We start from the raw sequence: 11,933 nt of genomic DNA, 5'->3' as shown, positions 1-11,933 counted from the left end.
CATCGGTGCCACGGTAACTATGAGTCTTCTGTGATACTTCACCCATGAGGCGAAGATTCGGCGTCGTAGTTCTCGCGGCGATGATCGTGGTCGGTGGGGCGGGGTGCACCGGGGGAGGCTCCCGCGACGCAGATCCCACGCCCAGCCGCCCTGCCGTCGCTCCATCGTCGTCGCCGACGCCCCCGACTCCCAGCCCCACACCACCGCCGGACCTCTCCGCGATCGTTGTGAGCGCGACGGACATCACTCTGCTCGATGACGGCGGTGCGGTGGAGGCGCAGCTCGTCTTCGCTGGCGTCGATCCCGCCCCCTACGTCTCCGCGCTCAGCGCCACTCTTGGAGTGGAGCCCACCGAAACGACCTCTCCCGGCGGCGCGCAGGGGGCGCGGTTCACGACGGACTACGCGTGGCCGGGACTGCTCATCACCACGGGATTCAGCGAGGAGTGTCTCCCCGAGTGCCGCCACGTCACAATCGTCGTCGAGGTCCCGGATCTCGCCGGCGTCCCCATCCGCACCGTGTCCGGCATCGGTGTCGGAGACACCGTAGATACGGCGCGCGCGCTCGGTGCGCGGCCGACACCTGAGATCCCCCTTGCAGCGGAGCCTGCGGACCCCGCGCTGTTCGACTCGACCGCTGAGCCGACACGCATCGTCATTCTGGATCTCGATGAGGATGCGACGACGGTCGCCGGTCTCCGCGCGAACGCGTGGTACTACACCTTCGGCAATCTGTGACCCTGCCCGGCGATCGCACATCCGCCGCAGCGCACGATGCCGGATCGGGCCTCAGGCCACCGGGTCCTGCCGACCTGCGTCCTCGCCGTGCTCGGCTTCGAACGCCGCGAGCTCTCGTCGATAGGTGACGAGGTTGAAGACCCCGAGGGGGATGAGGATGAGGGGCGTCACGGCGGAGAGCCAGCCGCCGATGTTCTGCGGGTCGCCGAGCAGCACCCACAGGCTCACCGCGGCCATGATCGCGCCCAGGACGCAGAACAGCACACCGGTGCTGCGCTTGGCTTCGATCTGAAGTCGCTGCTGCTTGAGGCTCACGGTTCGAGTCTCGCATGGGTGCGACACGGGCCTCAGGCTGAGCCGGCGGGTGGTGGCCGTCAGGCTGCCGTGCTCGCGCCCACGGGGACTGCGCCCGCCGCGGATTCGTCGGGGGCGCGGTACGGCGCCCACGCCGGATCACGCAGGGCGGGGCAATGCTCCGGGGTTGGATGATTCGCGATCTGGATGAGGCGATCGAGAGCGTTGCGGGCGGCGGCGAGTTCCGCCATGGCGGTGGTGATGCGCTCGCGTTCCTGGGCCATCAGCTCGAACACGTCGGGCGACGCCTGTCCTGCCTCGATGCAGGGCATGAGGCGCAGGATGGTGCGGCTCGGCAGCCCCGCGGTGAACAGCTGCTGGATCAGCCGCACGCGCTCGACGGCCGACGGCGGGTAGATCCGCTGGCCGCTGTCCGTGCGCTCGGAGGAGAGCAGTCCTTGCTCCTCGTAGTACCGCAGCGCCCGCGCGCTGACCCCGGCCTGACGCGCGACTTCTCCAATGCGCACCGGCATCCTCCGCTCCTGTTGCACCCGCGTGAACGCGGACTTGACGTTGACGTTGATGTCAGGTCTTAGCGTAGCCGTCGGCGGGCCGAATCCGGCCGGCCACCGAAGAGTCAGATGGAAGAGAACAAGCAATGAACGTCACACAGCAGGTCGCCCTCGTCACCGGAGCGAACCGTGGAATCGGACGGCAGTTCGTCCTCGAACTGCTCGAGCGAGGGGCCAGCAAGGTCTATGCGACGGCCCGTCGCCCCGAAAGCCTCGACTTCGACGACGCGCGAGTCGTGCCGCTGCACCTCGATCTTTTGGACGACGCGTCGGTCGTCGCCGCGGCGGAAGCAGCGACGGACGTGACGCTGCTCATCAACAGCGCCGGCATCTCCAGCGGTGCCCAGCTCGTCACGAGTGATCTCGCCGAGATCCGCCGCGAGATGGACACCCACTTCTGGGGCACGCTCGACGTGATCCGCGCGTTCAGTCCCGTGCTCGCGGCCAACGGCGGGGGAGCGATCGTGAACGTGCTCTCGGCGCTGTCGTGGTTCGTGAGCCCGGGGGCCGGGGCGTACGGGGCCGCGAAGGCCGCGGAATGGAATATGACCAACGGTGTGCGGCTCGAGCTCGCCTCGCAGGGCACCCTCGTTCAGGGCGTGCTGCTCGGCGCCGCCGACACCGACATGATGGACGGCTACGACGGGCCCAAGATCGACCCCCGTGACGTGCCGCGCGCCGCGTTCGACGGCCTGGCCCGCGGCGACATCGAGGTGATCGTCGATGACTGGACCGCGATGGTGAAGGAATCGGTGGCGGGCGACCGCGCCGAGTTCTACGCGAAGATCACTGCGCTGCTCGGCTGAGAGGGCTGCTGCTGCGGCCGGGACCGGTGGCTCCGTGCGAGCGGAGTCGTCCGGTCCCTGCCGCCGCCACCATTCCGGCTGCGACGAGGGATGCCGCGCCGAGGCCGGGCTGCAGGATCGTGCCGACGACGATCAGCCCGACCCGGCCTACAGCCCAACGGGCGACCAGCCGCTCCGCGTTGTAGTGCCGACAGCGCCGCGCACCAGCCCGCGTGCGCACAGGAGGATCCGCATGTGGGCTTTCTGGCTCAAAGGCCGCAGGTACGCCTTACCGACGCGGCGCGAGCGGAACGGATCGCCGCCACCACTACGTTGAAGGCATGCCTCTCGACCCTACTCAGTCGTACTACTGGATCCTGGTGATATCGGCTGGTCTCTTGGGGCTGATCATCAACCTGCTGCTCATCTACATGGTGATTCGGCTCGCGATCACGCACGGGATGTTGTCATATTCCCGTCAGCTCGCAGACGAGCGACGTCTCCCAGTCCACCGGGACTAACTAGTCCGTTGAAGAAGGTGGACTGACCCGTCGCGTGACGGGCGCGTCCGCGCACCACCATGGCGAGCACGTTGAACAGCAGTCGACCGGGCGAGCCGGTCGAGTTTCGTCACGACGAGGGTGTCTCCGCTTCGCACCGCGGCAAGCGCCTCCCGCAATCCCGGTCGAGCGCGATTCGCGCCGGTCATGCCGTGGTCGACGTAGATGTGCGCATCCTGAACGCCCAAACGCAGGAGCGCGTCGCGTTGAGCGGTGAGGTCCTGATCCGTGGTCGAGACCCTTCTATCCGTAGGCCCAGAGTCGTGCCGCGCTACTGACGCCACACGATGAGGATGGGCAACCGCCGCTCATGAGCAGAGCGCGAAGGAAGAACACGATGTCCAGTTGGCCTGGGCTCAGAGCGCCCGCTTCACTTCAGCGCTGCGCTGGGCAAGCGCACTGACGCCGGGCAACTGACTATGCCTTCCCACCGGCGTCGCTAGCGGCCTCAGGGTCTCGGTCCTCATCCCATTGAGGACTGCCAGGAGGTCTCACATCTTCATACATCACACGTTCGAGCTTTTTCAGTTCGAGACTCAGTACTGCTCGCGCTCTCTTCCGAGATTTGCCCCTTGCTTCAAAGAGCGCGCCTGATGCGCGACGAACGCGACGAACCTGGTTTCGGACGCGGGCTGGCGCCACGAGCCCTAGCCTGCTGATCGCCGCTTGCAACGACTCCATCACTCTCGCGTCGGGCTGCGCGAACAGCGTCCGAGCTCGGGCCAGAAAAACGTAGTAGGCGCTCAGAAAATTGGCGTAGGCATCGCGCCTCGCGTCGCGATACGCAGCGAGGTCCCGCTTGGTTCGTTCGCGCTCGGCTATCACCAATGCGATCATCACTGCGGCCAGACCGACGACCACGGAGCCAACAGTGGCGACGAGGTTTACCCAGTCCAGGTCATCGCCACATTGACACCTCATTGGTCGCCTAGAGCGGCCACTCGATGTGCGGCCACCGAAATGTGCAACCCGCGAGGGCGATAGCCGACGCCGCCAGTACCATGATCATTCCGAGCGTACGAAATGTGGAGCGCACCATTGATCCCCAGTTTCGGCGCGCCGATCCCCGATTACGCGCGCGACTGGCACGAACCATACTCGTGACGGCACGACCTGTAAAGGGTCCTCCGCCGCGCACGAATCAGTCGGGTTCGTCGTTCGCGGCGGCCTCGATCCAGTCGACTGCTTCGTCCGAGAGAAAGAAGCCATCGGGTCCTGACTCGCCGACCCACCACGCGCTCGAGGTCACGGAGCCGCCGGCCGTCGCGATCTTGCTCATCACCTCCGGCGACACCGCTTCGCCGTTGTGGGCGATGAGCCACGCCTTGGCGTCGGAGTCCAGCTTCGGCCACCACTCGATGATCTCCATGCGGCCACCATCGCACCGGATGGAGTCGACCGAAAGCTAGTCGGTCACGTGCAGGTTCCGGTCGTTAGCCGGTCGCCGAACGCGCCGTATCGGTCAACTAGGGTGGCCAGCATGACGGACCTAATCGGATACCAGGCGCGCGAGGATTGGATGGGCGCTGACGTGCTCACTTTGGCTGACGTCTGGCCGGCCGAGATGCAAGCCATGATTGTCGGCCTGAATCCCGCACCGGCGAGCGTTGCTGCAGGCCACTACTATCAGGGTCAGGTCGGGCAAACCCAGTTGCGGCGGCTCGCCTCGGCAGGGCTCTTTCGGCATACTTCCGGTCGGTGGTTCGAGGAGGCAGCGGCCGAGTCCGGCGTAGGGTTCACGGACATTGTAAAGCGCGCAAGTCGTGGGGAAAAGGACGTGCATCCGGACGAGATTCGGCATGGGAGCGCACTCCTTGCCGAGAAGTTGGGGAGCCGCAACGTGGAACTCGTCGTCTGCGTGTTTAGGCATCCCGTCAAAGTGCTTCTTGGCCGGGAAGGGAAGCCAGGACTTCAGGCGAAGCGGACTGCTTGGGGGGCGAAGGTGTTCCGGATGCCAGGGCCATTCGACAAGCTAGAGAACGTCGAGCGGGTTATGGACGAGCTGCGCTTGGCGACAGGTAGGTAAGCGTCTCGTCGCGTTCTGCGTCCCCCGGCGGCCACGCCGGTCAACGGTCCTCGTCCGGCCAATACACGAAGGTGCGCGGCGGGATCCCTCTGCGGTCGCTGAATACTAACGACGGGGCGGGGAGCGACCCTTCCTCGCTACTCCAACTGCCGTGAAGGCCCCTGCGCCGCGATGTAGCTGACGCGCAGAGCTGGGCGCCCTAGTGTTCGTCAGGCACTGCACGAACTAGCACAATGCACACGGCGAGCAGAACCAGCGTCTCTAGCACGATGACGACCAGGCCCACCTCGAACGGGAGCGCACCTGTTGCTCCTAGGCTGGCAATCACGCCGGCCGTCACCGCAAGAAGTTTTCCGTTGAGGTCATACCGCCTCATCTTGTTTCCGTCGTGACCGTGCGCGGCAGCGCGCATCATGGCGCCGACTAGCGCGACAAAGCCTCCGACTGTCACGACCAGCGCGAGAACCAACGGCTGAACATCCGACGACAGGTACGGATCAGGGCGAAGGTAGGTCAGGACGGCGTGGAACAGGTATCTTCCGCCGAACGCTACCGCTCCCCCGACAATCGCGCCGATGACTACCGCACTGATTAGGCGGTGAACTGAACCGCGCGCACTATCCACATCTGCACCGTTGTCCTCCCGAACGTGAGCGAAGTCTATGCGCGCGACGCGCTGATTCGCCGACAGCGATAGTCAGTCTCGACCGCGTTTGTTCTGCATCCCTATGCGCGCACGGGGGCTACTCCTCGGAGGACCTCCGTACGCGCCGGAACCGCCCTGGCTAATTGAGTCCGTGGGCATCTTTCGGATGCTGCCAGTTGAGCTGCCAGAGTCTTGGGAGGCCCTCGGGCGAGTGGTTGCGCGGGCGGGCTCGTACTGCCCAACCACCTCCTCCACGGTCAGAGGCGACGAACGTCGAAACTTCGACGAGCTACAACCTGGTCGGGATCCGGAGAACGGCGTCCGATCTCAAGCAGTCATAGGATGCGGGGGAACGCAGATCGAGGAGGACCAATGGACGACTTCTTGCTGACGATTGCGAACAGCCCGACGAGCGCGTAGCGGACTGGACAATCTGTCAACATCACTCCGCTTGTTGCGCCAGAGACGTTGGATGCGGCACGCGACATCTTTTTGCGTGTGGATACCGCCCGCGAGGCGGCATCATGACGGACGGCGGAATCGACTGGGGGAAGATCAACGAAAGGGTTATTTGGGGGATGGGCCGGCAAGATCGCGACGAGGTGCTCATACCGCCTCTGCCCCGCACCGGTTCCGTCGCCGACTCCGCATGACATCTTCCTGAACCGGCCGACACCGCCCACTTGGGAACCGGCACCGCAGGCGCCACAAATCAGCGGCGGGGGCGGGGCTGAGGCCTCAGATCGTGACGAGGTGGGGTTCGGTTCGGGGGGTGTAGATCCGCTTTCTGACATATGGGTCACAGCATTCTCGCCAGGTCAGGCCAAAAGCTTCGTGAATGGGTGCATGCAGAAGAAGCAAGCGGAAACGGGGATCATAATCGAGTGACCAATCTTGGTCCCTGTGTAGGGCTACCTGATCCTCAACACAACTCATCGCAGCCCGATCACGTACGGCGCTGTGCAAGTGCCCGCGCGGATTCCTGCCCGGACACGCGTCGATTGCGAAGAGATCCGTCTCGCGGAGGGCCGGTCTCTGCGCCTCGATTGCTGCGCAGATCCGGGGCGCTCGTCCTGCGGGCGCTGGAGCTGAGAGATGCGGGGGAAGATTCGCGGGGCAATATGATATGCCGCGGCCAACGAAGGAACCGTCTTCGTGCTGGCATCCGTTCAGTTCGCTAGCTGGTCGATCCGAATGACACGCCCCCCACGACGAGAACTGGGATCACGAGCAGCGTCACCCCTGCCACCAACTGCGGGTGCTTCAAGAACAGCTTTTCATAGGCCTTTATTGCCTCAGTCACTTGTTCTTGCGACTGTCCAAGATCCGGTGCGTTTGCATTAGTGCTCGCCATGGTCTGAGACGCGATAGATGCGTCTGCAAGACGCTTGGCAGCTCCCGCGAGCTCGGCCTGAGCGGCGAGCGATTTCCATCGGATCACGGTGTCACCAATGATCAGCAGAAGACCGCCGAACGCTGCCGCAGCCGCCAACCAGAAGCCGGGCGAACCGTAGACGGCCGCACCTGCGCCGACCGGGGCGGTTGGGGTGGCTGAAGCACGAATGATAAGCGCGACGAGGTGCATGGTAAACAAATACGCCGGAAACATGCCCCGCGTCTACGCCTAGTCGAGAATCGCTCCGCCGATGTTGCCGCCGTCACGATGGGGGAGGTGACATAATCCCCGAGGGCGAGCGCCCGCGCCCTCCGCTTCCAGGCGCTCGCTCGAATGGATCCTTGCGCGCGTGGACGTGAGTGACAGGTCGGCGGACGTCGACTATGGCCATCGCGGCAGTCGCGTCGCAGGAGACCCGCCCGCACGAATTGTCAACGAGCGGACCCCGAAGGCAACCGGCAGACGGTATCCGATCAGGTGTTCAAGCCCGCAGGCAGGCGACCCTGCGCGGCATCCGCACCAAGGCGAAATGGTCGACGAGGAGGAGAATGAAGTGGGCCCCGTGGGGCTCGAACCCACGACCCGCGGATTAAAAGTCCGATGCTCTACCGACTGAGCTAGAGGCCCTCGTGTTCCAGCCTAGTAGGCCGTCAGCGGTTCCCCTTCCCGTTCCCGTTGTTGTTGCCGGGTCCGCGGTTCGGGTTGTCGGCGCCGGGTCCGTTGCCCGGCCCCTTGTTCGGGTTGGTGTGGGCGGGGCCGCCGCCGTTGCCGCTGTTGTTGCCCGGGCCCTTGTTCAGGTTCGCGGGGCCGGGCTTGTCCGCCGGTGCGTCGACGGGCGTGACCACGATCGGCTGAGGCGCGGGCGCCTCGACCTCTTCGGCCACGATGGCCGGGGCCTCTTCCGCCGGAGCCACCGGAGCCGCGGGCTCCACCGGCACCACGGGCGCCGGCTCGACGGGAGCTGGTTCCTCCTGCACGACCGGCGCAGGATCCTGAGAGACGCTCGCGCCGATCACGGCCGAGAAGGCCGACACCGACAGCACCGCCAGCACTCCGACCCCGGCCGCGGCGGCGTACACGCGCCGCGGGTAGCGGGCGGCCGGGCGCGCAACCGGCGTCAAGCCGGGAACCTCGGGCACCGTGGTGTCGGTGCGGCGGGCCGACACGGCCGACGACGCCGACCGCGGAGCCGTGACGGTCGGCAGCTGCAGGGGAGCGGTGGCGGCGGTCGCCGCAGCAGCGCGTGCGCGTGCGCGGCGCGTCATCGGCTCAGTCTGGGGAGGCACGGGAGCCACGGCAGTCACCGAAGCCACCGGCGCCACGGGCGTTGCGGTGTCGGAGGCGATGGCATCCGGCACGGTCAGCCGCGCGGCCGCGACAGCCACCTCGAGGGCACTGGGGCGGTCCTCGGGACGCATCGCGGTCATCGCCTGCAGCAGCTCGCGCCACGGCGCGGGCAGCGACGCGGGGACCGCGGGCGGGTCGATGAGGCGCGCAGTGATCGCCCCGATGCCCGAGGCGTCGGAGTAGGGCCGGTGCCCGGTGATGGCCTCGATGAGCAGGATGCCGAGGGCGTAGATGTCGGCGGCGGGGGTGGCCGCCGTGCCGCGCGCCTGCTCCGGCGCGAGGTAGGCGGCGGTGCCGATCACGAGCCCCGGGGCGGTGGCGCGGGTGGTGTTCTGCAGGTAGGCGATGCCGAAGTCGGCGACCTTCGCGCGCCAGCGTCCGTTCGCGAGCGGAGAGCGCCACAGCAGCACGTTCGACGGCTTGATGTCGCGGTGCACGATGCCCGACGCGTGGGCGACGTGCAGCCCCTCGGCGATGTCGAGCGCGATGCCCGCGAGCTCCCTGGCATCCATCTCGCCCTGTCTCAGGCGCTCGCTCAGCGTGAGCCCGGGAACGTACTCCATGACCAGGTAGTTCACGTCGTCGTCGGCGTGACTGATGCGCGCATCGAAGAGCGTGACGAGACAGGGGTGGTTGAGAGAGGCGAGCACCAGCATCTCGGCCCGCGCACGGTCCACCGAACCGAGGTCGTCGGCGTGAGGGTGCATGACCTTCACGGCGATCGGACGCTGCAGGTGCAGGTCGTCGCCGCGGAAGACCTTGCCGGCGCCCCCGGATCCGATCAGCTTTCGCAGCTGGTATCGGCGCTCCAGCACCGTGCCCTCGGCAATCTCGGTGACACGCGCGTCGATCATGGCCCTCCCAGCCGATCGGCGGCGGCCCAGCCCGCGCTCCGATCACTGACGACGCTAACGAACCCGGTATTTGCGCGAGGGCTCTTGACGTTTGGGCGGAAACATGACAAGGCCGCCGGCGACATCGCTGCGCCGGCGGCCTTCACCGCCTCCCACGGACCGCGGATTCCCCGCCGCGGCCCGTGCGACTCACTGAGCCGGAGGCATCAGGACCGTGTCGATGAGGTAGACGGTGGCATTGGCGGTCTGCACGCCGCCGCAGATGACGGACGCGTCGTTGACCATCCACTCGTCGCCCGAGCCGGTCACCTCCACATCTTCGCCCTGCAGGGTGGTGTGCATTCCCGCGATGTCCTCGGGGTCGACCTGACCCTCGACGACGTGGTACGTGAGGATCGACGTGAGCGTGTCACTGTCGGTCTTGAGCGAGTCGAGCGTCGCCTGGTCGATCTTCGCGAACGCCTCGTCCACCGGGGCGAACACGGTGTACTCGCCGTCGTTGAGCGTCTCGACGAGGTTGACGTCGGGGTTGAGCTCGCCGCTGATCGCCGCGGTGAGCGTCGTCAGAAGCGGGTTGTTGGATGCCGCGATCGCGACGGGCTCCTGCGACATGCCCTGGATCGAGCCGGCCCCGTCGGGAACCTCCTCGGCGTAGGCCTCGCAGCCGGCGCCCACGAGCATGGCAGCGGGATCCATCGTCTCCTCGACCATCTCCTCTTCGACGACCTCTTCGGTCGGCTCGTCGGTGGCCGTGTCGCTGCCCATCGAGCATGCCGAGAGTGCAAACGCACTCGCCAGCGTGAGAGTCAGAGCTGCGGTGATCTTCTTCTTGCTGCTGAGCATGATGTCCTCCGGTTTTCGAAGCCGCCAGGACTGCGGCCATGACAACTCTTCGGAGCGGTCCCGGGATCGGATGGGAAACAATCCGATCCATCTGCCGGCACGAAGAACCCCCGACAGAAACGGGGACCCATGGAGCTCATCGTCATCGGCCTGCTCGGGGGTCTCATCACCGGCATCTCGCCGTGCATCCTCCCGGTGCTGCCGGTCATCTTCCTCACCGGAGGCGCTCAGTCCGCGCGCTTCGAGGGGGATGCCACGACCATCCCCGCCCGCCGCAGCCGCCCTTACCTCGTCATCGCGGGGCTGGTCACGAGTTTCACCCTCGTCACCCTCGCCGGCTCGCTGCTGCTCGGGGCGCTGAACCTGCCGCAGGACGTCATCCGCTGGGTGGGGATCGCAGTGCTCGTGCTGATCGGTGTCGGATTGCTGGTTCCTCGGGTCGAGCAGCTGCTCGAGAAGCCTTTTCAATGGCTGCCCCGCCGCGAAGTCGCCAACAGGGGGAGCGGCTTCGCGGTGGGGCTCGCGCTCGGCGCCGTGTTCGTGCCGTGCGCGGGACCGGTGCTGGCGGCGATCATCGTCGCCGGCGCGACCGGACAGGTCGGCGTGGACACCGTCGCTCTCACGGCATCCTTCGCCATCGGCGTCGCCCTGCCGCTGCTGGCCTTCGCGCTCGCCGGGCGCGGTCTCATCGAGCGGATCCGCGCGTTCCGCACCCGCGAGCGGGGCCTGCGCATCGCCGCCGGCGTCGCCATGCTCGCCCTCGCGGTGGGGCTCGTCTTCAACGTGCCGCAGCTGCTGCAGCGCCTCGTGCCCGACTACACCGCCGACCTGCAGCGGGACCTCACCGAGAACGAGGATGCCGCGCGCGCCCTCAACCTCGGCGGCATCGTCACCGACGAGAACCGCGAGCTCGACAACTGCACCAACGGCGCGACCGAGCTGGAGTCGTGCGGCACCGCCCCCGGCATCCGGGGGATCGAGGCGTGGCTGAACACGCCAGACGGCGCCGGCGTCGACCTGGCGGACCTGCGCGGCCAGGTGGTGCTCATCGACTTCTGGGCGTACTCGTGCATCAACTGCCAGCGCTCCATCCCGCACGTCGTCGCCTGGGACGACGCCTACCGCGACGCGGGGCTGCAGGTCATCGGCATCCATTCGCCGGAGTACGCCTTCGAGAAGGATGCCGCCAACGTCGCCGCCGGCACGGCGGACTTCGGCATCGAGTACCCGGTCGCCCTCGACAACTCGCTGTCGACGTGGACCAACTACCGCAACCGCTTCTGGCCCGCGCACTACCTGATCGACGCCGAGGGCACCGTGCGCCACATCTCCTTCGGCGAGGGCAACTACGCCGCCACCGAGGCGATGATCCGCGAGCTGCTGCACGACGCCGATGCGGATGCCACGCTGCCGCAGGCCACCGACGTCGCTGATCTGACGCCCGAGGAAGGGGCGACGACGCCCGAGACGTTCCTGGGCTCGGCGAAGGACGTCAACTACGGCGGCGAGGAGCGTTACCGCGCCGGGGTCCACGCGTTCGCGTACCCGGGGGATCAGCCCGACGACTCGTTCGCGCTCGAGGGCTCGTGGGATGTGCAGACCCAGTTCGTGACGCCGGTCGACGACGAGGGCGGCATCCGCCTGCGCTTCACGGGCGGCGAGGTGCGGATGGTGCTGGCCGGGGAGGGGCAGGTGCAGGTGCGCGTCGACGGCGAGCCGGCGTCGACCCTCGATGTCGGCGGCACCCCGAGGTCGTACCCGCTCGTCGAATCCGGCGACATCCGGCAGGGGGTCATCGAGGTCACGGTGCCGGCCGGCATCCAGGCGTATTCGTTCACCTTCGGGTGACGGCGAAACGCGGCGCGGACGAGGG

The 11,933-nt window shown here is 67.0% G+C and carries 11 protein-coding genes, 1 tRNA gene and 1 pseudogene; 4 read left to right on the top strand and 9 right to left on the bottom strand.

The genetic code is table 11. The features are described from left to right. The first annotated feature begins 227 nt into the window (after positions 1-227). A complete protein-coding gene (locus QNO14_RS10765; RefSeq protein ID WP_285184259.1) occupies positions 228-737 on the top strand; it encodes a hypothetical protein in 510 nt (169 codons plus the stop codon). Between the two features lie 51 nt (positions 738-788). Here QNO14_RS10765 and QNO14_RS10760 read toward each other — a convergent pair whose 3' ends face one another. Next, positions 789-1,052, bottom strand: coding sequence for a hypothetical protein (locus QNO14_RS10760; RefSeq protein WP_257495488.1), 264 nt, complete (start codon positions 1,050-1,052; stop codon positions 789-791). Positions 1,053-1,111: 59 nt separating this feature from the next. Then, entirely contained in the window at positions 1,112-1,564 is a 453-nt protein-coding gene (locus tag QNO14_RS10755) for a MerR family transcriptional regulator (RefSeq protein WP_257505278.1), read from the bottom strand. Between the two features lie 125 nt (positions 1,565-1,689). Here QNO14_RS10755 and QNO14_RS10750 point away from each other — a divergent pair, with 125 nt between their 5' ends. After that, a complete protein-coding gene (locus QNO14_RS10750; protein WP_257505277.1) occupies positions 1,690-2,409 on the top strand; it encodes an SDR family oxidoreductase in 720 nt (239 codons plus the stop codon). A 583-nt stretch (positions 2,410-2,992) separates the two neighbouring features. Here the strand turns inward: QNO14_RS10750 and QNO14_RS10745 are convergent. Both QNO14_RS10745 and QNO14_RS10740 read right to left on the bottom strand, forming a co-directional pair. Further along, positions 2,993-3,232: pseudogene (locus QNO14_RS10745) on the bottom strand (recombinase family protein); the annotation flags it as partial. A gap of 857 nt (positions 3,233-4,089) precedes the next feature. Beyond that, positions 4,090-4,317 (bottom strand): hypothetical protein, encoded by a 228-nt coding sequence (locus tag QNO14_RS10740; RefSeq protein ID WP_257505276.1) that lies wholly within the window; start codon positions 4,315-4,317, stop codon positions 4,090-4,092. Positions 4,318-4,428: 111 nt separating this feature from the next. Between QNO14_RS10740 and QNO14_RS10735 the strand changes: the two genes are divergently transcribed. Next, positions 4,429-4,974 carry a uracil-DNA glycosylase family protein gene (locus QNO14_RS10735; RefSeq protein WP_257505275.1) on the top strand — a complete coding sequence of 182 codons (546 nt, stop codon included), beginning with the start codon at positions 4,429-4,431 and terminating at the stop codon, positions 4,972-4,974. Between the two features lie 199 nt (positions 4,975-5,173). Here the strand turns inward: QNO14_RS10735 and QNO14_RS10730 are convergent, their stop codons facing one another. The 5 genes from QNO14_RS10730 to QNO14_RS10710 all read right to left on the bottom strand — a co-directional run bounded on the left by QNO14_RS10730 (position 5,174) and on the right by QNO14_RS10710 (position 10,060). Continuing rightward, complete coding sequence (locus QNO14_RS10730) at positions 5,174-5,599, bottom strand: hypothetical protein (RefSeq protein WP_257505274.1); 426 nt, start codon at positions 5,597-5,599, stop codon at positions 5,174-5,176. 1,198 nt (positions 5,600-6,797) lie between these two features. Continuing rightward, positions 6,798-7,229, bottom strand: coding sequence for a hypothetical protein (locus QNO14_RS10725; RefSeq protein ID WP_257505273.1), 432 nt, complete (start codon positions 7,227-7,229; stop codon positions 6,798-6,800). A gap of 341 nt (positions 7,230-7,570) precedes the next feature. Then, positions 7,571-7,643 (bottom strand) — tRNA-Lys (locus QNO14_RS10720). Positions 7,644-7,666: 23 nt separating this feature from the next. Further along, a complete protein-coding gene (locus QNO14_RS10715) occupies positions 7,667-9,217 on the bottom strand; it encodes a serine/threonine-protein kinase (protein ID WP_257505272.1) in 1,551 nt (516 codons plus the stop codon). Positions 9,218-9,406: 189 nt separating this feature from the next. Beyond that, on the bottom strand, positions 9,407-10,060 hold the full coding sequence (locus QNO14_RS10710) for a fasciclin domain-containing protein (protein WP_257505271.1): 654 nt from the start codon (positions 10,058-10,060) through the stop codon (positions 9,407-9,409). A 129-nt stretch (positions 10,061-10,189) separates the two neighbouring features. On the opposite strand from QNO14_RS10710, the gene QNO14_RS10705 reads away from it, so the two are divergent. Continuing rightward, entirely contained in the window at positions 10,190-11,908 is a 1,719-nt protein-coding gene (locus QNO14_RS10705; RefSeq protein WP_257505270.1) for a cytochrome c biogenesis protein CcdA, read from the top strand. Positions 11,909-11,933: the final 25 nt, after the last annotated feature.

Origin of the sequence: Microbacterium sp. zg-Y625, assembly GCF_030246925.1 — a bacterium.
GTDB classification, from domain to species: Bacteria; Actinomycetota; Actinomycetes; order Actinomycetales; family Microbacteriaceae; genus Microbacterium; species Microbacterium jiangjiandongii.
This window is presented reverse-complemented; position numbering and strand designations above follow the sequence as displayed.